This is a genomic window from Arthrobacter sp. CAN_C5 (assembly GCF_017875735.1).
Taxonomy (GTDB): domain Bacteria; phylum Actinomycetota; class Actinomycetes; order Actinomycetales; family Micrococcaceae; genus Arthrobacter_D.
In genome coordinates this window covers 2370527-2394001 of record NZ_JAGGMZ010000001.1, presented here as the reverse complement: position 1 = coordinate 2394001, position 23475 = coordinate 2370527, and the positions used below count along the sequence as shown (strand labels likewise).

Annotated in this window: 19 protein-coding genes and 1 tRNA gene; 17 read left to right on the top strand and 3 right to left on the bottom strand. The window is 65.0% G+C overall.

Features of this window, described 5'->3' with window-relative positions:
- Positions 1-68 precede the first annotated feature (68 nt).
- From ribH to hisF, 4 genes are all read left to right on the top strand, one after another.
- The gene (gene ribH, locus H4V95_RS11290) at positions 69-548 is read left to right on the top strand and encodes a 6,7-dimethyl-8-ribityllumazine synthase (RefSeq protein ID WP_209730590.1); all 480 of its coding nucleotides are present in this window, start codon (positions 69-71) and stop codon (positions 546-548) included.
- 63 nt (positions 549-611) lie between these two features.
- The gene (locus tag H4V95_RS11285) at positions 612-875 is read left to right on the top strand and encodes a phosphoribosyl-ATP diphosphatase (protein WP_196867420.1); all 264 of its coding nucleotides are present in this window, start codon (positions 612-614) and stop codon (positions 873-875) included.
- Positions 876-945: 70 nt separating this feature from the next.
- The gene (hisG, locus tag H4V95_RS11280) at positions 946-1788 is read left to right on the top strand and encodes an ATP phosphoribosyltransferase (protein WP_196867419.1); all 843 of its coding nucleotides are present in this window, start codon (positions 946-948) and stop codon (positions 1786-1788) included.
- 10 nt (positions 1789-1798) lie between these two features.
- Positions 1799-2569, top strand: a complete 771-nt coding sequence (hisF, locus tag H4V95_RS11275; protein WP_209730588.1) for an imidazole glycerol phosphate synthase subunit HisF — start codon at positions 1799-1801, stop codon at positions 2567-2569.
- A 126-nt stretch (positions 2570-2695) separates the two neighbouring features.
- Here the strand turns inward: hisF and H4V95_RS11270 are convergent, their stop codons facing one another.
- Entirely contained in the window at positions 2696-3343 is a 648-nt protein-coding gene (locus H4V95_RS11270) for a TIGR03085 family metal-binding protein (RefSeq protein WP_209730585.1), read from the bottom strand.
- A 108-nt stretch (positions 3344-3451) separates the two neighbouring features.
- On the opposite strand from H4V95_RS11270, the gene hisI reads away from it, so the two are divergent.
- From hisI to pyk, 11 genes are all read left to right on the top strand, one after another.
- Positions 3452-3862 (top strand): phosphoribosyl-AMP cyclohydrolase, encoded by a 411-nt coding sequence (gene hisI / locus H4V95_RS11265; protein WP_209730583.1) that lies wholly within the window; start codon positions 3452-3454, stop codon positions 3860-3862.
- Positions 3863-3923: 61 nt separating this feature from the next.
- Positions 3924-5498, top strand: coding sequence for an anthranilate synthase component I (locus H4V95_RS11260; RefSeq protein ID WP_209730581.1), 1575 nt, complete (start codon positions 3924-3926; stop codon positions 5496-5498).
- Positions 5495-6148 carry a Trp biosynthesis-associated membrane protein gene (locus H4V95_RS11255; protein WP_209730579.1) on the top strand — a complete coding sequence of 218 codons (654 nt, stop codon included), beginning with the start codon at positions 5495-5497 and terminating at the stop codon, positions 6146-6148. The genes H4V95_RS11260 and H4V95_RS11255 overlap by 4 nt, the downstream gene beginning before the upstream one ends.
- Before the next feature lie 158 nt (positions 6149-6306).
- Complete coding sequence (locus H4V95_RS11250; RefSeq protein WP_312884098.1) at positions 6307-6555, top strand: HGxxPAAW family protein; 249 nt, start codon at positions 6307-6309, stop codon at positions 6553-6555.
- Positions 6556-7386 carry an indole-3-glycerol phosphate synthase TrpC gene (gene trpC / locus H4V95_RS11245; protein ID WP_209730576.1) on the top strand — a complete coding sequence of 277 codons (831 nt, stop codon included), beginning with the start codon at positions 6556-6558 and terminating at the stop codon, positions 7384-7386.
- 43 nt (positions 7387-7429) lie between these two features.
- The gene (trpB, locus tag H4V95_RS11240; protein ID WP_209730572.1) at positions 7430-8764 is read left to right on the top strand and encodes a tryptophan synthase subunit beta; all 1335 of its coding nucleotides are present in this window, start codon (positions 7430-7432) and stop codon (positions 8762-8764) included.
- Positions 8761-9561 carry a tryptophan synthase subunit alpha gene (trpA, locus tag H4V95_RS11235; RefSeq protein WP_209730569.1) on the top strand — a complete coding sequence of 267 codons (801 nt, stop codon included), beginning with the start codon at positions 8761-8763 and terminating at the stop codon, positions 9559-9561. The genes trpB and trpA overlap by 4 nt, the downstream gene beginning before the upstream one ends.
- A gap of 3 nt (positions 9562-9564) precedes the next feature.
- Positions 9565-10617 carry a prolipoprotein diacylglyceryl transferase gene (gene lgt, locus H4V95_RS11230; RefSeq protein ID WP_209730566.1) on the top strand — a complete coding sequence of 351 codons (1053 nt, stop codon included), beginning with the start codon at positions 9565-9567 and terminating at the stop codon, positions 10615-10617.
- A gap of 274 nt (positions 10618-10891) precedes the next feature.
- Positions 10892-15625: a glutamate synthase large subunit gene (gene gltB / locus H4V95_RS11225; protein ID WP_245345671.1), complete on the top strand. Its 4734-nt coding sequence runs from the start codon at positions 10892-10894 to the stop codon at positions 15623-15625.
- The gene (locus tag H4V95_RS11220) at positions 15618-17075 is read left to right on the top strand and encodes a glutamate synthase subunit beta (RefSeq protein WP_196867409.1); all 1458 of its coding nucleotides are present in this window, start codon (positions 15618-15620) and stop codon (positions 17073-17075) included. Before gltB ends, H4V95_RS11220 begins: the two co-directional genes overlap by 8 nt.
- 70 nt (positions 17076-17145) lie before the next feature.
- Positions 17146-18639: a pyruvate kinase gene (gene pyk / locus H4V95_RS11215; protein ID WP_209730564.1), complete on the top strand. Its 1494-nt coding sequence runs from the start codon at positions 17146-17148 to the stop codon at positions 18637-18639.
- 86 nt (positions 18640-18725) lie between these two features.
- Here the strand turns inward: pyk and H4V95_RS11210 are convergent, their stop codons facing one another.
- On the bottom strand, positions 18726-19352 hold the full coding sequence (locus H4V95_RS11210; protein WP_209731351.1) for an ANTAR domain-containing response regulator: 627 nt from the start codon (positions 19350-19352) through the stop codon (positions 18726-18728).
- A gap of 157 nt (positions 19353-19509) precedes the next feature.
- On the opposite strand from H4V95_RS11210, the gene H4V95_RS11205 reads away from it, so the two are divergent.
- Positions 19510-19591 (top strand) — tRNA-Leu (locus tag H4V95_RS11205).
- Positions 19592-20188: 597 nt separating this feature from the next.
- Here H4V95_RS11205 and H4V95_RS11200 read toward each other — a convergent pair.
- On the bottom strand, positions 20189-21496 hold the full coding sequence (locus H4V95_RS11200; protein WP_209730561.1) for an ISL3 family transposase: 1308 nt from the start codon (positions 21494-21496) through the stop codon (positions 20189-20191).
- A gap of 929 nt (positions 21497-22425) precedes the next feature.
- On the opposite strand from H4V95_RS11200, the gene H4V95_RS11195 reads away from it, so the two are divergent.
- Positions 22426-23424: an ABC transporter substrate-binding protein gene (locus H4V95_RS11195; RefSeq protein WP_209730559.1), complete on the top strand. Its 999-nt coding sequence runs from the start codon at positions 22426-22428 to the stop codon at positions 23422-23424.
- Positions 23425-23475: the final 51 nt, after the last annotated feature.

The window sequence follows — 23475 nt, the reverse complement described above, 5'->3', positions numbered from 1 at the left end:
CCACTGGAAACAGATCTTTAATCACCGATCACGCACTACCGACACTCCCTGCAGGAAAGAGACACACCATGAGCGGCCACGGCGCACCCACCCTGAACCTCAGCCACCTTGCCGGAGTGAGCCATCTGCGGCTCGCCGTCATCGCAGCCAGCTGGCACACCAAGATCATGGACGGACTGCTCGACGGCGCTCTCCGCGCCGCGAAGGACGCCGGGGTTGAGCCCACCGTGGTCCGGGTTCCGGGCAGCTTCGAACTGCCCGTGGCTGCTGCCCGGTTGGCACCGCACTTCGACGCGGTGGTTGCCCTCGGGGTCGTCATCCGCGGCGGCACACCGCACTTTGACTACGTGTGCCAGGCGGCCACCTCTGGCCTGACCGACGTCAGTGTGCGGACCGGCACCCCGGTAGGGTTCGGCGTCCTGACCTGCGACACGGAACAGCAGGGCCTGGACCGCGCGGGCCTGCCCGGGTCCAGCGAGGACAAAGGCTACGAGTCGGTGGCCGCCGCGTTGACCACCGCCGCCGTCCTGGTCGGTTGGCAGGGGTAGAGCTTTGTCACACCGAACTCACCGAATGAGGCTCAGTGCCGCCAACCCAGTAACGTTGGCAGTGTGAAAAGCTTCGAATCCCTCTTCGCTGAACTCAGCGCCAAAGCCATCGACCGCCCGGACGGGTCGCGGACCATCGCCGAACTCGACTCGGGCGTCCACGGCATCGGCAAGAAAGTGGTCGAGGAAGCCGCCGAGGTGTGGATGGCCGCCGAGTACGAATCCGACGAGGCTGCGGCCGAGGAAATCTCCCAGCTGCTCTACCACCTGCAGGTCCTGATGATCGCCAAAGGTCTGACGCTGGACGACGTGTACAAGCATCTCTAGGCACCATTCCGCCAGGATCCAGGTGCCCCAGCAGCAGACCTCCCTTCGAACCTTCAGCGAAAGAACCCCTATGCTTCGTGTAGCAGTCCCCAACAAGGGCGCCCTGTCCGAATCGGCCTCCGCCATGCTCGCCGAGGCTGGCTACCGCCAGCGCCGCGACACCCGCGAGCTGGTCCTCGAAGACCCCGACAACGGGGTCGAATTCTTCTTCCTCCGCCCCCGCGACATCGCCGTGTACGTGGGCGCAGGAACACTTGACGTCGGGATCACCGGCCGTGACCTGTTCCTGGACGCCGACGTCGACGCCGAGGAGCGGCTGACCCTCGGGTTCGGCGCCTCGACCTTCCGGTTCGCCGGCCCAGTAGGGCACTTCAGCACCGTCGCCCAGCTAGAAGGTAAGCGGCTGGCCACCAGCTATGACGGGCTGCTGCGCCGCTTCCTCGCCGACCACGGGGTGGACGCCACGGTGGTGCGCCTCGATGGTGCGGTGGAGTCCTCGGTGCGCCTCGGCGTCGCCGATGCGATTGCAGACGTCGTCGAGACCGGCAACACGCTCAAGGCCGCCGGGATGGAAATCTTCGGCGACCCGATCCTGCGCAGCGAGGCGGTCCTGATCGGCCGCAGCGGCGACACCCCGGCCGGACTCGATGTGCTGATCCGTCGACTGCAGGGTGTCCTCGTCGCACGCCAGTACGTGCTGATGGATTACGACATCCGTAAGGACCTCGTTGACGACGCAGCCGCTCTGACTCCCGGCCTGGAATCCCCGACGGTCTCACCGCTCCGCGACTCCGACTGGGTCGCCGTCCGCTCGATGGTGCTGCGCAGCCAGACCAACCGGATCATGGACGAGCTGTACGAGCTCGGCGCCCGAGCCATCCTCGTCAGCACCATCCACGCCTGCAGGGTCTAGGGAGTCAGCCATGGGACTAGCCATTCGCGTCATCCCGTGCCTCGACGTCGATGCCGGTCGCGTCGTCAAGGGCATCAACTTCGCCGATCTGCGGGACGCCGGTGACCCGGTTGAACTCGCGCACCGGTACGACCGGGCGGGCGCCGACGAACTGACCTTCCTTGATGTGACCGCGTCCTCGGGTAACCGGGACACCACGTTCGACGTCGTCGCGCGCACCGCTGAGGAGGTCTTCATCCCACTGACCGTCGGCGGGGGAGTCCGCGGGATCGCCGACGTCGACAAGCTGCTGCGCTTCGGCGCGGACAAGGCATCAATCAACACGGCGGCCGTCAGCCGGCCCGACGTGATCGATGAGATCACCAGCCACTTCGGGTCGCAGGTGCTGGTGCTGTCCCTGGATGCGCGCCGGGTGCCGGGCGGCGGTACACCGTCGGGCTACGAGGTGACCACGCACGGCGGCCGGCAGGGCACGGGGATCGACGCCGTGCAGTGGGCCCGCGAGGCGGCCGACCGTGGGGTGGGAGAAATCCTGCTCAACTCGATCGACGCCGACGGTACCAAGGCCGGGTTCGACCTGGAAATGATCCGTGCGGTGCGCGCCGCCGTCACCGTGCCGCTGATCGCCTCCGGTGGGGCTGGTTTGCCAGAGCACTTCCCGCCCGCGGTGCAGGCCGGTGCCGACGCGGTGCTGGCAGCGTCGGTGTTCCACTTCGGGCCGCTGGACGCCATTGCCCAGGTCAAGAAGGCCATCAGCGACGCGGGATTCCCCGTCCGCTGACGGGGACTGGGCTGGGCTGGGCGCGACCGGCGAGGACTCACGAGCCTTCGGACTCGCCGCACCTGCACAAAACTTCCGGTGACGGCGGGTTCCGTTCGGGTGAAGCGCGCCTCGTGAAGCGGCTGGCTACAGGCCGATTTCGGCGCTGTCCAGCAGCGCCACCGCGTCGGGCTGGCCCTCGAACGTGACGAGGGCGTGGCGGGTACGGCCATGGGCGTGCATGAGAAGCTCACCGGGATCGCCCTTGATGGCTACCGAGACGGGCGCACGCTTCGCGACGTGGCGCAGCCCATCGGAGCGCACCAGTACAATTCCCAGGTCCACCCCGCGGTAGAGGATCGCCGCGCGTTTGATCAGTTCGTCCCACAGCGCGTTCGAGTAATCCTCGTCCAGTGCCCGGGGGGCCCACCGGCTACGCGCCCGCCGCACATCCTCGGTGTGCACAAAGTATTCGATCAGGTTGGCGCTGGCATCAAGCGCTTTGGAGCGCTTCATCGGGGAGTAGAAGGGATGCCCGGCGAGGAAATAGCCGACCAGCTTCTTGAAACCCTCGACAGTTTCGGCCTGGGCGGCGAGTTTGCGGACCGACTTGTCGGACACGGCGGCCAGGGGCTTGATGACCATGGCAAGGGCAACGGCCGGCCGGTGTTCCCGCAGGTACAGGTGGGCGGCCAACTCTTTGGCCTGCCAGCCATGGCACAGCGTCGGCGAGTGGGGCCCTGCTGCGAGAAGCGTCTCGGCCAGGACTTCACGGGAAGGTTCTACATATTGCATCACTGCTGAAACTAGCAGATTCGGTGGTTCTTGGCACGGGAACCGCCGCGCCGCACCGCCGAAGAAGCCGTGAATGGTCCGTTCGGTGGCGCGATAGAATCGAAGGTGATGCCATCACAGACCGATACCCCGCCAGCGCCCGATTCGTCCGCCGGGCCAACCCTCGATCCGCAGATCGCTGGGGCCCTCAAACGCGATCCCGCCGGACTCGTCGCAGCGGTGATCCAGCAGCACGATTCGGGGGAAGTCCTGATGCTCGGCTGGATGGATGACGAAGCTGTCCGCCGCACCCTCACCACCGGTCGGGTCACCTTCTTCTCCCGTTCTAGGAACGCCTATTGGCGAAAGGGAGACACCTCGGGCCACGTGCAATGGGTCAAGTCGGCGGCCATCGACTGCGACGGCGACGCCCTCCTCATCCGGGTCGACCAGGTGGGGGCTGCCTGCCACACCGGAACCCGGACCTGCTTCGACGGCAGGGACCTTGACGTGGTCACCGGTCCGGATAGTTCCCACTAGCGGCCTCCGATACCGCGCCCAGTGACTTTTCCCACAGCCAGCTGAAAGAGCACACATCGTTATGCAGGAACTTGGAGTCATCAGCCCCAGCCTTGAAGAGTTCCGCGAACTCGCCAGGGACCGTCGGGTGGTGCCTGTGCACCTGAAAGTGCTTGCGGATGCCCACACCCCGATCGCCATCTACCGAAAGCTCGCCGACGGACAGCCCGGCACCTTCCTGATGGAATCGGCGGCGGTCGGCGGCGTGTGGTCCAGGTACTCGTTCATCGGTGCCAACTCACGCGCCACCCTGACCAGTCTCGACGGCGAAGCGCACTGGCTGGGGGAGCCGCCCGCCGGTGTCCCGACCACCGGCAGCCCGGTCGAGGCACTCCGCCAGACCATCGAGGCGCTGCGCACCCCCCGGTTTGATGACCTGCCCCCGTTTACCTCGGGACTGGTGGGCTTCATCGGCTGGGAATCGGTCCGCCACTGGGAACGGCTCACGAGCCCGCCTGAGGACGATCTGCTGCTGCCCGAACTGGCCATGTGTCTGGTCACCGACATGGCGGTGCACGACAACTCCGAGGGGACCCTCACCCTCGTCGCCAACGCCATCAACTTTGACGGCTCCAGCGACCGGGTGGACGAGGCCTGGCACGACGCCGTCCAGCGGATCCGCGTCATGCTGACCAAGTTGGGGGAGGCTGCCGAACAGCCCGTCTCCGTGCTCCGGGACGGCTCGGTGGACACCGCCGAACTGCTCTCCCGCGTCGACGAACGCTGGGACAAGCCCAAATACCTGGCCGCCATTGAACGTGGAAAGCGTGCCATCGTGGACGGCGACGTGTTCCAGGTGGTCATCTCCCGGCGGTTCGAACTTGACTGCGCCGCGTCCCCCCTGGACGTCTACCGGGTCCTCCGGAACACCAACCCCAGCCCCTACATGTACCTGTTCAGCCTGGCCGACGCCGACGGGCGGGAGTACTCGATTGTCGGTTCTTCCCCGGAGGCGCTCGTCACGGTCACCGGCAAGGACGTCATCACTCATCCCATTGCCGGCTCCCGCCCCCGCGGGCACACCCTGGACCAGGATCGGGCCCTCGCCGACGAACTGCTGGCGGATGAGAAGGAGCGCGCCGAACACCTGATGCTGGTGGACCTGGCACGCAACGACATTTCCAAGGTCTGCGTCCCCGGATCGGTGGATGTCACCCAGTTCATGGAAGTGGAACGGTTCAGCCACATCATGCACCTCGTGTCGACCGTGGTCGGCTCACTGGCCCCCACCAAGACGGCGTATGACGTGCTCGCCGCTACCTTCCCCGCAGGGACCCTATCCGGGGCTCCCAAGCCCCGCGCGCTGCGCCTCATCGACGAGGTGGAACCCCACCGCCGCGGAATCTACGGCGGGGTGGTCGGCTACCTCGATTTCGCCGGCGACATGGATCTGGCGATCGCCATCCGCTCAGCGCTGCTCCGCGACGGCCGGGCCTATGTGCAGGCCGGTGGCGGGATCGTCGCTGACTCAGTCCTCGAGGACGAGGCACAGGAAACCGTCAACAAGGCGGCCGCGCCGCTGCGCGCGGCACTGATCGCGTCCAGCCTCAGAACCATCACCGCGTCCGACGCGCTGCAGGAAGTAGAGGTCCCATGAGCACCGACCCGGGAACCACCGACGGTCCAGGGCGCTCCTCCGAGCCCTCCACGACCCCTGGGGCGCCGAGCGCCTGGCAGCGGAAAGGGACTGTGATTCTGGCCACGGTACTGTTCTCCCTGCTGGCGTTCGCGAGCACCACCCAGACCTGGCTGACGGTGACCCTGCCGCAGGACGCCGTCCAGACGCCCAACCTGGAAATCCCCGGCAGCGATGCTGCCACCGCCGTCACTGCGTTCGCGCTGGTGTCCCTGGCCGCCGCCCTGGCCGTCTCCATCGCCGGGCGGATTGCACGGATCCTGGTGGTAGCCATCCTCCTCATCGCCGGTGTGGGCATTGTCTGGAACAGCCTGCTGGTGGTGGCCGACCCCACCGGGGCTGCCGCCCCGGCGATCGGCGAGGCGATTGGCGTCAGCACCGGTAGCGGCGCCACCCTGGCGCTCACGGTGTTTCCCTGGCTGGCCGCCGCCGCGGGGGTCCTGCTGACCGTAACGGCGGTCTGGATGCTCCTCGCCAGTCGCGGGTGGAACCGGTCCAAACGGTACGAGAAGGTCGCCGACGAGAACCCGTCCGCGCGCAAATCCACCGCCCACTCGGACGAGATCGACAGCTGGGACCAGCTCACCAAGGGGAAAGATCCGACCACCTGAGCCAGCCCGGCAGACCACGGCCGCCCCTAACTAATGGCAGAATGTTCATCAGACGAGTTTCAAGGAGAGTCACCATGGCCAAAGACGCCACAGCTAACGCAACGACCCGGACCGCCTCCGTAGAGCACCCGGAAAATTCACGGGAAAACCACGCATCGATGCACGATGAGACCATCGGCCACGGCAACAGCCCCGCCGCGTGGACCTGCGTCCTGATCATGCTGTTCGGCGGAGCGGTGTCTTCCTTCGCCTTCGTCTTCGCCAGCACTGAGGGCAACCTCGGCGCCGGGACCGTCCTGTTCTGGATCGGCATTGCCGTCATGGTGGTGGGTCTTGGAGCGGGCTTCGTCATGAAGCGCGCCGGTTACGGCGTCGGCGGTTCAAAGCTGAAGGGCAAAGACGACTAGGTGAGCGTTCTCGACGACATCATCGCTGGAGTCCGTGAGGACCTGGCACCCCGGGTTGCGGCGCTCCCGCTGGAGCAACTGCGCGACGACGCCATGTCGGCTGTGGCGCCCCGCGACGCCTACGCCGCCCTGCTCGGCGACGGCACCGGCACCGGCATCACCCTGATCGCCGAAGTGAAACGCCGCAGTCCCTCCAAGGGGGCGCTGGCCGACATCGACGACCCCGCGGCACTGGCGGAGCGGTATGAGACGGGAGGCGCCGCCGTCGTCAGCGTCCTCACCGAGCAGCGACGCTTCGGCGGGTCACTGGCCGACCTCGATGCGGTTCGCGCCGCCGTTGACCTGCCGCTGCTGCGCAAGGACTTCACCGTCGACGAATACCAGATCTGGGAGGCGCGCGCCCACGGTGCCGACCTGATCCTCCTGATCGTTGCAGCCCTCACCGACGACGAACTCCGCGGCTTCCTCGCACTGACCCACCAGTTGGGCATGAACGCACTGGTGGAAACCCACACCGCCGACGAGGTGGAACGGGCCGTCTCCGCTGGTGCCAAAATCATCGGCATCAACGTGCGGAATCTCAAGACCCTCGACATTGACCGGTCGGTGTTCGCACCACTCGCCGCCGGTATCCCGACGGGAACGCTCATCATCGCCGAGTCAGGCGTGCGGGACGTTGCCGACGTCGGGCGGTTCGCCTCCGATGGAGCCGACGCCATTCTGGTCGGCGAGGCGCTGGTCAGGCACGACAACCCGCAGGACACGATCGCCGCGTTCCTCGACGCCGGCCGCAGCGCGCGACTGGCACTCCAGGACCAGCCAACCGCCTAGCTACCGGTACGCAGCACACCACCACGACAGGATAGGCAAGCTCATGACCGATTCGACCCAGGCAGCCAACGGACCCACCGAGGTCACCGAAGGTACCGCAGAAGCCTTCCTCAATCCCACGGGGAGCCTCCGCCACGCGCCCGGCCCCTACTTCGGTGAGTATGGCGGCCGCTGGATGCCCGAATCGCTGATCGCTGCCCTCGACGAGCTCACCGACACCTTCGAGAAGGCCAAGGCGGACCCCGAGTTCACCGCGCAGGTGGCCGAGCTGAACCGCACCTACGCCGGGCGCCCGTCGCTGCTGACCGAGGCCAAGCGGTTCTCGGAGTACGCCGGCGGCGTGCGGATCTTCCTGAAACGGGAGGACCTCAACCACACCGGGTCCCACAAGATCAACAACGTGCTGGGCCAGGCGCTCCTCGCCAAGCGGATGGGTAAGACCCGGGTCATCGCCGAGACCGGCGCCGGGCAGCACGGGGTGGCCAGCGCCACTGCGGCGGCCCTGATGGGCCTGGAGTGCGTCGTCTACATGGGTGCCGAAGACACCCGCCGTCAGGCCCTGAACGTGGCCCGGATGGAACTGCTCGGCGCCACCGTTGTCCCGGTCACCAACGGGTCGCAGACCCTCAAGGACGCCATCAACGACGCCCTGCGCGACTGGGTGGCCAACGTGGACACCACCCACTACCTCCTCGGCACGGCTGCCGGTGCGCACCCGTTCCCCTCAATGGTCAGGTACTTCCATGAGGTCATCGGCGAGGAGGCCCGCGAGCAGGTGCTCGCGGAGACTGGCCGCCTGCCTGATGCCGTCTGCGCCTGCATCGGAGGCGGGTCCAACGCGATCGGTATGTTCCACGGGTTCCTTGACGACCCCGAGGTGGCCCTCTACGGCTTCGAGGCAGGCGGTGAAGGCGTTGAAACCGGACGCCACGCCGCGACCATCAGCCTGGGTCGGCCCGGTGTGCTCCACGGCGCCCGCTCGTACCTGATGCAGGACGACGACGGCCAGACGATCGAATCCCACTCCATTTCCGCCGGACTCGACTACCCCGGCGTCGGGCCGGAGCACGCCTATCTGGCCGACATCGGCCGGGTCAGCTACGAGCCGATCACCGATGCTGAAGCAATGGATGCGTTCAAGCTCCTGTGCCGCAGCGAGGGAATCATCCCCGCCATCGAAACCGCCCATGCACTGGCAGGCGCCATCAAGGTGGGGCAACGCCTCGCAGCCGAGGGTGGCGACCCGTCGGAGAAGGTCATCCTGATCAACCTCTCAGGCCGTGGCGACAAGGACGTGGCGACCGCCGCGGAGTTCTTCGATCTGCTGCCCGATAACAGTGCCGAGTCCGAAATCGGAAAAGACGGGGAACAACTGTGAGCATCCAGACCACCAGCAAGTCGGCCGTCGCGATCGACCGGGCACGCGACGCCGGCCGTGCCGCGCTGATCGGGTACCTGCCTGCCGGGTTCCCCGACGTCCAGACGACCATCGACGCGGGGGTTGCCCTGGCCGAAAATGGGATGGACCTGATCGAGATCGGTATCCCGTACTCGGATCCGGTGATGGACGGGACAGTGATCCAGGAAGCGACGGTGCAGGCCCTGCGGAACGGCTTCACCGTCGAGAAGGTCTTCGACATCGTCAAGGGCATCACTGAGCGCACCGACGCGGCCGTGCTGGTAATGACCTACTGGAACCCGGTCATGCAGCTTGGTGTCCGCGAGTTCGCCCGCCGGCTGCACGAGGCCGGGGGAGCGGGACTCATCACCCCCGACCTCATTCCCGACGAAGCCGGTGAATGGATGGCCGCCTCCGAGGAGTTCGGTCTGGACCGGGTATTCCTCGTCGCCCCGTCCACGAGCGGCGAACGGATGGAACGGACCGTCGCGGCGAGCCGCGGGTTTGTCTACGCCGTCTCCATCATGGGCGTCACCGGGGCCCGGACGGCGGTCAGTTCGGCCGCCCGTGACGTCGTCGACGCCGCCCACGGTGCCGGCGCTGACCGCGCCTGTGTGGGCCTCGGCGTCTCCACCGCGGACCAGGTCCGGGAAATCGCCGCGTACGCGGACGGTGTGATCGTGGGCACCGCGCTGGTGTCGGCCCTGCGCGACGGTGGTGTCACGGCCGTCGCCGAACTGACGAAGGATCTGAGCAGCGGAACGGGAAAGAGCTAACCCATGCGAATCGTGAGCACCATCGGGACGCTTCCCGCCAGTATCCCGAGCCCACCGGCGGAGTGGGCGTCTTTTAGCCTCGGACCGCTCACTCTCTACACGTACGCCCTGTGCATCCTCGCCGGGATCATCCTGGCGCTCCTGCTGACCGTGTCCCGGTGGAAGCGCTACGGCGGCAACCCGGACGTCATCTGGGACGTCGCCATCTGGGCCATCCCGTTCGGCATCCTCGGCGGGCGGCTTTACCACGTGTTCTCCTCACCCGACGCCTACTTCGGTCCGGACGGTGACCTGTCGCGGATCCCGCGGATCTGGGAGGGCGGCCTGGGCATCTGGGGCGCCATTGCCGTGGGCGCCGTTGGCGCCTGGATCGGCTGCCGCAGGTCGGGTGTGCGATTAAGCGCCTTCGCCGACGCCGCCGCCCCGGGCATCCTCCTCGCGCAGGCGGTGGGCCGGCTCGGCAACTGGTTCAACCAGGAGCTTTTCGGCGCTCCCACCACCCTGCCCTGGGGCCTGGAAATCGACCCGGAGAACGCGAACTTCCCCGACGGCGTCCCCGTGGACACCCTGTTCCACCCGACCTTCCTGTACGAAATGCTGTGGAACCTCGCCGGCGTCGCGCTGCTGCTCCTCCTCGACAAGCGGTTCGGGCTGCGCGGCGGAATGATGTTCTGGGCTTACGCCGCCTACTACACGGCCGGCCGCGTCTGGATCGAGGCACTCCGCATTGACGACGCCGAACTGATCACCCTCTTCGGTGTCACCCAGCGACTCAACGTGTGGACCAGCATCCTGGTCCTGATCGGCGCCATCGCCGTCCTCATCTACCTTGGTAAGAAACGCAAGGGCGCCGACACGCCGGCGTTGTACCTGCCCGGTCGTGAACCGGCGGCTGTGGACTCGCCAGATGACGCCACCGACACCCACAAAGCCGACACAGACGAAACTAAATCCACCACCCGTGGTAATCTCGTCGAAACAAACGGTAGTGATGAACCTCTCCCCGAGCGGGACACCACCGATCCGAAGAAGCGGGAGAACGATTCCCGATCCTAGCGTCCAGGGCCACCGCCCACACTGGACACACCGCCACAGTGACGTGGCCCCCGGCGCCCCGGCGGAACACCCCTCTCCCGGCGCACCGGACATGGCGGGCACCTCCGGCGCCCAGTTGTTCTGCAATCGTTGTCCCAGGGACCTCCCGGGAAACAACAGACACGCCATAGAATTCTGCTAACTAGTTCGTTTAGTGAGCAGCCCACGCGGGCTGCAAACCTGGGGCCAAGGCCGTCCCCTCCCGACGCTCCATTCTGGGGGAAGGACACTACCTATGAATGCTTTCACTTCCGGCAACCCCAACGCCGGTGCTTCCGCAAACACCCCGGACAGCGGGCTATCGACCCGGGACGAGCAGGATCCCTCGATCGTTGAGGATGTCGCCCCCGAGGTAACTCCCGCCTCCGACAAGCCCGCCGTCGTCTCACCCTTCGACCGGTTCTCCACTATCCCCGAAGCCACCGGGCTGTATAACCCGGAGAACGAGAAGGATGCGTGCGGCCTGGCTGTCATCGCTACCCTCCGCGGCGAACCGGGCCACGACATTGTCGACCATGCGCTGACCGCTCTGCGCAATCTTGAACACCGCGGTGCAGTGGGTGCGGATGAGGGCACCGGCGACGGCGCCGGTCTGCTCACCCAGGTGCCCGATGAATTCTTCCGCGCAGTCGTCGACTTCGACCTTCCCCCCGCCGGCCAGTACGCCGTCGGCACGGCGTTCCTCCCGGCTGAGGGCCGCGAGGAGCAGACGTCCCGCGCCGGCCTGGAAGCGATCGCCGAATCCGAGGGGCTCACTGTGCTCGGCTGGCGCGAGGTGCCCATTCAGGCCGACCTCGTCGGCGCGATGGCCCGCGCCTGCATGCCGCATTTCGTGCAGCTCTTCCTGGCACCCACCGATGGTGCGTCCGCCAACGGTGCGGCCTCGGACAGCATGGCTGCCCCGGTTGACCTGGACGCGCTGGCCTTCAGGGTGCGGAAGCGCGCACAGAACAAGCTCGGCGTCTATTTCCCCTCCCTGTCCTCGAAGACCATGGTCTACAAGGGCATGCTGACCACGGCGCAGCTGGAGCCGTTCTACCCGGACCTGTCCGACCCCCGGTTCAAGACCAAGCTGGGCATCGTACACTCACGGTTCTCCACCAACACCTTCCCGTCCTGGCCGCTGGCCCAGCCCTTCAGGACCATCGCCCACAACGGCGAGATCAATACGGTCAAAGGCAACCGGAACTGGATGCGCGCCCGCCAATCGCAGCTGTCCAACAGCCTCCTCGGCGACGACCCCGAGGAACTGTTCCCCATCTGCACCCCCGGTGCTTCCGACTCGGCGTCGTTCGACGAGGTTGCCGAGCTGCTGATGCTCTCCGGCCGGCCCATCACCCACGCGATCATGATGATGATCCCTGAGGCGTGGGAAAACCACGCCACCATGGATCCCGCACGCCGTGCGTTCTACCAGTACCACTCAATGCTCATGGAGCCGTGGGACGGCCCGGCTGCGGTGTCTTTTACTGACGGCACCCTGGTGGGGGCGGTCCTGGACCGTAACGGCCTCCGCCCCGCCCGCTACTGGGTGATGGAGGACGGTCTGGTGGTCCTCGCCTCCGAGGTGGGGGTCATCGACATCGAACCCTCCAAGGTAGTGCACAAGGGCCGCGTTTCCCCCGGCAAGATGTTCCTCGTGGACACCGAGGCCGGTCGCGTGATCGAGGACCAGGAGATCAAGGCCCAGGTCGCCTCGGCCAATCCGTGGGGCGAATGGGTAAAGGACAACCTGCTGCTCCTGAAGGACCTCCCCGAACGCGAGCACGTCCTGCACACCAAGGCGTCTATCAACCGCCGCCAGCGCACCTTCGGCTACACGCAGGAAGAACTGAGGATCCTCCTCGGACCGATGGCCAAGGCCGGAGCCGAACCGCTTGGGGCGATGGGCTCCGACACCCCGGTCGCTGTGCTGTCCAAGCGCCCGCGGCTGCTGTTCGACTACTTTGTGCAGTCCTTCGCGCAGGTCACCAACCCGCCGCTGGATTCCATCCGCGAGGAACTGGTCACCTCGCTGCGGGCCTCGCTGGGCCCCAACGGGAACCTCCTGACCACCAAGCAGGTGCACGCCAAGCAGGTGGGCCTGAGTTTCCCGGTGATCAACAATGACGAACTCGCGAAGATCGCCAACATGTCCAACGGCGACGGCGAACGCATCAGTATGAAGGTCCGCGGACTATACCGGCCCGACGGCGGTGAGGCGTCCCTGCGGGCACGCCTCACTGAGATCTGCGAACAGGTCTCCAGCGCCATCAACCGCGGCATTCAGTACATCGTCCTCTCCGACCGTGACTCCAACGCGCAGTGGGCGCCCATCCCGTCCCTGCTGCTCACCAGCGCCGTTCACCACCACCTGCTCAAGAGCGCCAACCGGACCAAGACCTCACTGGTGGTCGAAGCCGGCGACGTCCGCGAGGTCCACCACGTGGCAGCGCTCATCGGTTATGGTTCCTCGGCGATCAACCCGTACCTGGCGATGGAAAGCTGCGAGGAACTGGTCCGCAACGGGGACATCACCGGAGTAAGCGCTGAGCAGGCGGTCGCCAACCTTATCAAGGGGCTCGGCAAGGGTGTCCTGAAGATCATGTCCAAGATGGGCATCTCAACGGTCGGCTCCTACTGTGGCGCGCAGACCTTCGAAGCGCTGGGCCTGGGCCAGGAACTGGTCGACGAGTACTTCCACGGTACGCAGACCCAGCTTGGCGGCGTCGGGCTGGATGTCCTCGCGGCCGAGACGGCGGCACGCCACGCCAGCGCCTACCCGCAGGACGGGATCGACGATCCGCACCGGGACCTGGACAACGGTGGCGAATACCAGTGGCGCCGCGAGGGGCCACCGCACCTGTTCAACCCGGAGACCGTCTTCCGGTTGCAGCACGCCACCCGCGAGCGGCGCTACGACATCTTCAAGAAGTACACCAACGGTGTCGACGACCAGGCCAAGGAACTGATGACCCTGCGCGGGTTGCTCCAGTTCAAGGACGGGGTGCGCGAGCCGGTGCCGATCGAAGAGGTTGAGCCGGTCTCCAGCATCGTGAAGCGGTTTTCCACCGGTGCGATGAGCTACGGCTCCATCTCCCAGGAAGCCCACGAGACACTGGCGATCGCCATGAACCGTCTTGGCGGCAAGTCCAATACCGGCGAAGGCGGGGAAGACGTCGACCGGCTGCTCGATCCCGAGCGCCGGTCAGCGATCAAGCAGGTGGCCTCGGGCCGGTTCGGCGTGACCAGCCTGTACCTGACCAACGCGACTGACATCCAGATCAAGATGGCGCAGGGGGCCAAGCCCGGCGAGGGTGGCCAGCTGATGAGCCAGAAGGTCTACCCCTGGGTGGCCCGGACCCGTCACTCCACTCCCGGGGTGGCATTGATCTCGCCGCCACCGCACCACGATATCTACTCGATCGAAGACCTTGCCCAACTCATCTACGACCTGAAGCGGTCCAACCCGTCGGCACGCGTCCACGTCAAGCTGGTCTCCGAAGTGGGGATCGGCACGGTGGCTGCGGGCGTGACCAAGGCCAAGGCCGACGTCGTCCTCATTTCCGGGCACGACGGCGGCACCGGTGCCAGCCCCCTGAACTCCCTCAAGCACGCGGGCGTTCCGTGGGAGCTGGGGTTGGCGGAAACCCAGCAGACCCTGATGCTCAACGGGCTCCGCGACCGGGTAGTGGTGCAGGTGGACGGGCAGCTCAAGACCGGGCGCGACGTCGTCATCGCCGCCCTGCTCGGTGGCGAGGAGTTCGGCTTCGCGACGGCGCCGCTGGTGGTCTCGGGTTGCGTCATGATGCGCGTCTGTCACCTGGACACCTGTCCGGTGGGCGTCGCCACGCAGAACCCCGAGCTCCGCAGTCGGTTCACCGGCAAACCCGAGTTCGTGGTCAATTTCTTCGAGTTCCTCGCAGAGGAAGTCAGGGAAATCCTGGCCAGCCTGGGGTTCCGGTCCATCGAGGAGGCCATCGGCCACAGCGAGTCGCTCGACGCCCGCAAGGCGATCGATCACTGGAAGGCCGACGGTCTGGACCTCGACCCGATCCTCCGCGGCAACGAGTTCGGCGATGACGCGCCGATGCGCAACATGATCCCGCAGAACCACGAGCTGGACCAGCACTTCGACAAGAAGCTCATCGAGATGAGCGCCGACGCGCTGGAGAACCGCGCCCCGGTGCGGATCTCGGTCGACGTCGTGAACACCGACAGGTCGGTGGGCACCATGCTGGGCCACGAGGTGACCCGGCGGTTCGGCATCGATACCCTCGCCACCGACACCATCGACGTCACCCTGACGGGTCAGGCGGGTCAGTCCCTCGGCGCGTTCCTGCCGGCGGGAATCACCCTGCGCCTGTTCGGAGACTCGAACGACTATGTTGGCAAGGGACTTTCCGGTGGGCGAATCATTGTCCGGCCGGACCGGTCCAACGTCTTCGCTGCCGACCGCAACGTCATTGCCGGCAACGTGATCGGCTATGGCGCCACCAGCGGGGAGATTTTCCTCCGCGGGCAGGTGGGGGAGCGGTTCCTGGTGCGCAACTCCGGCGCGACGGCGGTGGTCGAGGGAATCGGCGACCACGGGTGCGAGTACATGACCGGCGGCCAGACCCTGATCCTGGGGCGGACCGGCAGGAATTTCGGCGCCGGCATGTCCGGCGGCACCGCCTACGTCCTGGATCTCAACCGTCGCCGGATGAACACCCAGAGCATCGAGAACGGTGAGCTGAAGCTCGTCGAACTGGACGCTGAGGACATCGAGATTGTGCGGCAGCTGATGATCAAGCACGTTGAAGAGACCGAATCGAACCTCGCAGCGCATCTGCTGGAGAACTTCGAGGACACCATCGCGCGGCTCACGAAGGTGCTGCCCCGCGACTACGCGGCTGTCCTGGACGCCCGAGCCGCTGCGGTTGAGGAAGGCCTCGACCCCGACGGCGAAGAAGCTTGGACCCGAATCTTGGAGGTAACCGGTGGGTGACCCACGCGGATTCATGAAGGTACGCGAACGCCAGACCCAGCCCCGCCGGCCCGTGCCGGTGCGGATCATGGACTGGAAGGAAGTCTACGAGGCGCAGGAGAAGGGCGTTCTCAAGGCCCAGGCTGGACGCTGCATGGACTGCGGCATCCCGTTCTGCCATCAGGGTTGCCCGCTGGGCAACCTGATCCCGGAGTGGAACGACCTCACCTACCGGGACAAGGGCCGGGAAGCGATCGAGCGGCTGCACGCCACCAACAACTTCCCCGAGTTCACCGGCCGGCTCTGCCCGGCACCCTGCGAGGCGTCCTGCGTGTTGGGGATCAACCAGCCGCCGGTGACCATCAAGCAGGTGGAAGTCTCGATCATCGACCAGGCGTTCGCCGAGGGCTGGGTTGAGGCACACCCGCCCGAGCGCCTGACCGACAAGACCATTGCCGTCGTCGGCTCCGGGCCCGCAGGCCTGGCCGCGGCGCAGCAGCTGACGCGCACCGGCCACACGGTGGCGGTGTATGAGCGTGACGACAATATTGGTGGGCTCCTGCGCTACGGCATCCCCGACTTCAAGATGGAGAAGAGCCACCTGGAGCGGCGCCTCGAGCAGATGCGCGCCGAGGGCACCCGGTTCAGGACCGGTGTCGAGGTGGGACGCGACATCAGCTGGGACCAGCTTCGGCGCCGCTACGACGCCGTCGTGGTGGCTACCGGTGCCACTATTCCCCGTGACCTGCCGATCCCGGGGCGGGAACTGGAGGGTGTCCATTTCGCGATGGATTACCTGGTCCAGGCCAACCGGGTAAGTGCGGGCGGCGTCGTCGAGGACCAGATTCACGCGGACGGCAAGCACGTGGTGATCCTCGGGGGCGGCGACACGGGTGCTGACTGCCTGGGTACCGCCCACCGTCAGCATGCGGCATCCGTGACGACGCTCGCCATCGGGCAGCAGCCGCCGACGGACCGCGCGGCGCACCAGCCCTGGCCCACCTTCCCCACCCTGTTCGAGGTTGCCAGCGCCCACGAGGAAGGTGGCGAGCGGACCTACCTCGCCTCGACCGTCGAATTTGTGGGCGAGAATGGCAAGCTCACTGCGATCCGGGTGGCGGAGACCGAATTCGTCAACGGCCGCCGGGTGCCCAAGGCCGGCACCGAGAAGGACATCCCGGCCGACCTGGTGTTCCTGTCGCTCGGGTTCACTGGACCGGAGCCTGCAGGCCTCACCGAACAGGTGCAGGCCGACTTCGACGAGCACGGCAACATTGGCCGGGACGGTTACTACATGACCAACACGCCCGGGATTTTTGCGGCTGGCGACGCCGGCCGCGGACAGTCACTCATTGTCTGGGCCATCGCCGAGGGGCGCGCCTGCGCCGCGGCAGTGGACAAGTGGCTGATGGGGGAGACCAAACTACCGGCACCGGTGGCGCCCACCGACCGCGCTATGGCAGTGCTCTGAGTGCATCACGTCGCGGAAAGGTCACCGCGCACCCAACAACACCTACAACAACACGACTAGGCTAGGTTTCATGAGACGCGCAAAAATTGTTGCAACATTCGGCCCCGCGATTGCAAGCTATGAGAACACCGTGGCGGTGTTGAAGGCCGGTGTGGACGTTGCCCGGATGAACATGAGCCACGGCGATCACACGGTGCACAACCAGACCTACGAGTATGTACGGCAGGCTTCGGAAGAACTGGGCCGCCCGGTGGCAATCTTTGCCGACCTGCAAGGACCCAAGATCCGCCTCGGTCGTTTTGTGAACGGCCCGCATGTACTGGCGCCCGGTGACACCTTCACCATCACCACCGAGGACGTCGAAGGCACCCAGGAGATCTGCTCCACCACCCACCTGGGACTCCCCAAGGACGTGAACGTGGGCGATTCCCTGCTGATCGACGACGGTAAGGTAGCCCTCCGGGCCACGGCCGTTGACGACACGAAGGTTGTCGCAGTGGTCACCGTGGGGGGAGCGGTGTCGAACAACAAGGGCATCAACCTGCCCGGCGTCGCCGTGAGTGTGCCGGCGATGAGCGATAAGGACGAGGCCGATCTGCGGTGGGCCATCCAGCGCGGCGTCGACATGGTGGCGCTGTCCTTCGTGCGGAACGCGTCCGACGTCGTCCGCGTCCACGGGATCATGGACGAAGAGGGACGCCGGGTACCGGTGATCGCCAAGATCGAGAAGCCCCAGGCTGTTGACGCCATCGAGGAAATCATCGACGCGTTCGACGCCATCATGGTGGCACGTGGCGACCTGGGCGTGGAGTTGCCGCTCGAAGAGGTTCCCATTGTCCAGAAGCGTGCCATCGAGTTGGCCCGCCGCTGGGCCAAGCCGGTCATCGTCGCCACCCAGGTGCTGGAGTCGATGATCGACAACCCCCGCCCCACCCGCGCCGAAGCCTCCGACTGTGCCAACGCAGTGCTGGACGGTGCCGACGCCGTCATGCTTTCGGGCGAAACCAGCGTGGGCAAGTACCCCATGGAAACTGTGCAGACGATGGCGAACATCATCGAGTCGACCGAAAAGCACGGCCTGGATCGGGTGCCGCCGCTGGGCAGCAAGCCCAAGACCCGCGGCGGGGCGATCACCCGTGCGGCGGTGGAGATCGCCGATCAGCTTGATGCGAAGTACATCTGTACCTTCACCCAGTCCGGCGATTCGGCGCGGCGCCTGTCACGGCTCCGGCCGACCAAGCCGGTGTTCGCTTTCACTCCGGTGCAGTCGACCCTGAATTCGATGGCGATGATCTGGGGTGTCCAGCCCATGCTGGTTCCCTTCGTCGAGCACACCGATCAGATGACCGCCCAGGTTGACCGGGTACTCCTGGAACAGGGTCTGGTGGAGCCGAATGACCTGGTGGTCATCGCTGCCGGGTCGCCTCCCGGGCAGGCCGGGTCCACGAACTCGATCAAGGTGCATAAGGTCGGGGACATTGCCGACGCCGGTCAGCTGCCGGACGGCTACACTCCGAACAAGGAAAAGGTCGGCCCGTGGCCGGTCAAGAACAAGCACAAGTAGCTCTGTAACATAGCAGAAGGGCCCCGCTGGTTTTCACCGGCGGGGCCCTTCTGCTGTGTTGGTATGTTCTGTGGCAGTGCTGTGGGTTAGTTGACCTGGTTGATGATGGTCTCGGCGACTTCGCGCATGCTGAGGCGGCGGTCCATCGAGGTCTTCTGGATCCAGCGGAAGGCCTCGGGCTCGGTGAGTCCCATCTTGGTGGTCAGCAGGCTCTTGGCACGCTCCACGAGCTTGCGGGTGGCGAACTGTTCCTGCAGATCGGAGACTTCGTGTTCCAGTGCCTTGATCTCCTCATGGCGGGAGAGGGCAATCTCGATGGCGGGCATCAGGTCAGCGGGGGTGAACGGTTTGACGACGTACGCCATAGCGCCGGCGTCGCGGGCTCGTTCCACCAGCTCTTTCTGGCTGAAAGCGGTCAGCAGGACCACGGGGGCGATGCGTGCCTTGACGATCTGTTCTGCGGCGGTGATGCCGTCCATGACAGGCATTTTCACGTCCATCAGGACCAGATCGGGCTTGTGCTCTTTGGCGAGCTGGACGGCCTTCTCGCCGTTGTCAGCTTCGGCGACGACGTCGTACCCTTCGCCGCGGAGAATCTCCACAATGTCCAGGCGGATGAGGGTCTCATCCTCGGCAACAATCACGCGCCGCGCAACACCCGAGACGTTCGACTCGTTGGATTCAGACACAGCAGGCTCCTTGTTAAATTCCATCATTTGCCCGGCAGGGCAGCGCCCGTTGCCGGTTCACTGAAACAGCCTATCGGCATGTAGAGTAGTTTCGCGCACTGACGATGACTTGAGTACTTCATCTGGCTTTGATCGGGTCTCTCACGGGTCCTGTCTCGGGTCTTTGTCGGAGCGCACGTTGGCCCGAATGGCGGAATTGGCAGACGCGCTGCACTCAAAATGCAGTATCGAAAGATGTGTGGGTTCAAGTCCCACTTCGGGCACAGTGTTTCCCCTTGTCAGGGGCTGTTTTGCTCTCTGACTGTGCACAAACCGGCGCAATGTGTGCGCGGGGTGTGCCTGTTTTGGTTGGTGGGTTGCAATCTTCCTGTGGCAGGTTATCCCCTTTCTCTCCTGAAGCCCTTGGTGGGCTTTCTTACTACTTCATGGGGGAGTTGCGGTGGTGGTACATGACTTCTGTGAGAGTTTTTTCGAAGCCAATTCCTCGGGGCGAGCCTCTCAGGCGAAGCGGCAATCCAATGGTCCCGGTCCCACCGTCCATCGTGCGTGTAGGCGGCGAAGGGCACCCCTTCAGCGCTGGTGTCGTGGCTGAGGTAGCCTGCCACGATCTTTGCGTAGCTGATCTCGGTGCTTGGTTTCGGCAGGTCGACGCGGAGGGTTGGCCCTACGTGGTTATCGGCGAGGGTGATGCAGACCAGGCTTTCTTAGGGCCAAAACCCCAAGGTGTGGCCGATGAAGCTGAGGACGTCGGCGGGGGTTTTGATGGTTAGCGGTTCCATGTTCCTTCTCCTTCAGCGACTGGCCGGTACCGGGAGTGTCTGTCAGGTTTGTGCGTCGTTCTGATAGAGGAATCAGGATCTTCAGAATTGAGAGTGTAGTTTCGGTCTGAATCCGCCGGATTCGAGTAGTGATCTGGCGACATAGTTGGTGATGTTTGTGAAGCCGAGGGCGGATCCGCGGAGGTGTTCGAGGCGTCCATTGATGGCTTCGGTGGGGCCGTTGGATGTCCCTGGGCGGTCGAAGTAGGCAAGGACATCTTGGGCCCGGCGATTGAGGGTTCGCCCGAGTGTTTTAAGCTCAATGAGCGCGGCGGGAACGCCTGTGCCCAGGGATGTGATCACTGCTTGCATCAACTTTCGTCCCTTGGCCCGGTCCGCCTCCCGGTAGGCGGCAACCATGCGCTGGTAAATCCCCCAACTCGCTTCTACCTCGACGTGGGTGTCCGTTTCGAACAGGGCTTCAAGACGTGCACGTTGCTTATCGGTGAGCAGATCCGCCCCGGTATGAAGGGTTAGCCTTGCCGAATACAGAGGGTCGCCGGCACGCCCACGATGCCCGCAGGACTGTTGCTGGACTCGTCGTCGGCAACTATCCAGACCCTCTCCGGCCAGGCGGATGACATGGAAGGGATCCATCACCGGAACAGCTCCGGGAAGTTCTTCGGCCGCGGCGCTCTTGAACCCGGAGAACCCGTCCATGGCCACGACCTCGATCCTGTCCCGCCATTGTTGCGGGCGTGCTTTTAGCCAGGAGGCGAAGACTTGTTTTGAGCGGCCTTCGACCATATCCAGCAGGCGGGACGGGCCCGTGCCGCCCCTGATCGGGGTCAGGTCGATGATCACGGTGACGTACTTGTCCCCGCGGCGGGTGTGCCGCCAAACATGCTCATCAACACCGATGACTTTGACCCCGTCGAACCGGTGCGGATCATCAATGAGCACACGCTTACCTTCGGCCAGGACAGCTTTGTTGGCAGTATTCCAGCTCACGCCCAGCCCTTCGGCGACGCGGGCGACCGTGAGGTGTTGACGTACGATCCCCTCCAACGCCCACCGCAGCCCCCGTCGGGAGAGTTTCGCCCGCGGTTCGGCGGCTTTGGACGTGTCCTGCCGCCACACCTGTCCGCACCCGGAGCATTTGTATCTGCGTACCCTGACCAGCAGCGTGGTCGGGCGCCAGCCGAAGGGTTCGTGAGCGAGCTGGCGGGTCACCGTGTCCCGAGGGACGCCTTGGCACCCACAGCTACGGCACCAGTCATCCGGGTCAACAACACGGCAAGCAAGAACGGCGTGATCGCGGCTCAGATGCTGCCCCGTGGCCTCGAGTCCGAGTTCGTCGAGCCGACAGAATGTGGTCAGGTCAGGACTATGAAAGGTAGCGTGGAACACGAGGGCCTTGCGGTAGAGGAATCAAGATCTAGACAATCCGATTCTCTCCCAAGGCCCTCCCATCAGCCGAAACAACCTCCCGCCCCAGACTCCTCACGGCGCCGCCAACTACACTCTCAATTCTGAAGAGCCAGGAATCACCGCTGGGTACGAGGGGCCGGAGTGCAACTTGGGGAACCGGGAGCGGGCCAAAATTTCGCGAGGAAATAAGCGACGGAGGAGGGCCGAACGAAATTTTGGTTTGTGACCGGCGCGCAGCGCCCTGGTTGTGCAGAGGATCCGCCCAGCGATGATGGGAATCAGAATGACAAACAGCGGTGATGCTTCTTGTCATTCATGGGTATGTTTCGGCGGCACGGCATAACGCCGGTCGTCCTAAAGATCCGGGCGAATCCTATGGTGTCCGTTGGGCGTCGGAGCGAGCTTGAGTACGGTTAGTCCAACTCCGCCAAGGTCCTTGCACAGGAATTGACGCTTGCGACCTGGGTTCAGGGGCATCATCGAGATTGTCCACGCGCTGGCCTGTGAAGTTCAGCGCTGGTGGCAGCGTTCTGTGATCACCCAGTGGGGGTCAACCGGGCCTTGAGTTGTCTTGCATCGTCTTTCTTTTTAAGAGGGGTTCGGTTGTGGCTCAGGGTGTCAAAGACCGTGTTACGTTGCGGCTGAGTAGATCAGCGCTGGCCGCCGCCCCACGGTGTCTACGGTGCGCACCGCTGCCGGGGTGCGTATGGCCGAGACCAATCCGCCGCGGGGAGATCACCGACAAAGACGGGCACTAGCTTGGGTGTATCGCAGCCATCGCACATCAAGTTGTATGCGATTTTGTAAACTCCCCTCCGTGAATGAGCGAAAATGCTTGACGCAGGGCGGTAATTCTGTCACGTTGTATACATCACTAGACACTGACACTGACGTCACTTGGAGGACCAATGCGATCGCGATCCATCTACCGGACAGGGCTGGCAGCGTTGGTGGTCCTTCCACTTGCCGCATGTGGCGGAGGAGAAGAAACCGCCGAAGGAGAGATTCCCAGTGTCACTGTATCGGTGACGCATCCTGAAGACCTCTACGGGCTTCCGTGGGAAGTAGCACGGGAGCAGGGTTTCTTTGAGGACGCCGGCGTTCAGGTCGAGGAGATCATTCCCTCGGAAGGCGGCGGAACCACGCTACAGAACGTCGTCTCGGGCCAGCTACCCTTCGGCGAAGTGGCTACGGGTGCCATTGTCTCCGGGTTCAACGAGGGAGCGCCGGTCCGGGTGATCGGTGGTGGGATCCAGTCGGTTGCCGATGTCTCCTGGGTGACGCTGCCTGATTCCGATATCGAGAGTCTGGAAGACACGGCCGATGCCACCTGGGGCTTTACCAATCCGGGATCAGTCACCGAGGCCATGAGCTTCCTGACACCCGAAGGCGCAGGACTCGATCCCACGGCGATCGACCGCACGGCAACCGGCGGCACCGGGGCGGGTATCGCCTTGCTGGAGGCCGGGGAAGTCGACCTGACGTACGCCTCACCGAGAGTAGCGATCGAGAACGCCGATACTCTAAAGGTGGTCGGCAGTAGCTCCGATGTAGTCCCGTTATATCAGCAGACGATGATCATCAGCAGCCGCGACTACGCTGAAGAGAATCCCGAAGCCGCCAAGGCCGTCCTTCAGGGGTACTCGGATGCTGTCCAGTGGATCACCGACAATCCAGAGGAGGCCGCGGAGTTTTGGGCAGGGCTCGCCGATCTCGAGGTCGACGCCGCTCAGGGCATCCTCGACGATGCCCTCGCCGCGGATCACTGGGGCGTTGCTTACAATCCCGAGGCTCTCGAGGCAGCCGAGAAGGCTCTCGCCTATACGGACGATCTCGACGAGGTCAACTGGGGCGAACTGCTCACCGACGAGTTCCTTCCCGAGGGTGAGAAGGGCACGATTCCGTAGCCTCGGTATGACGCGATGACCCTCGATGAGGGTCATCGCTTATCACCGGTT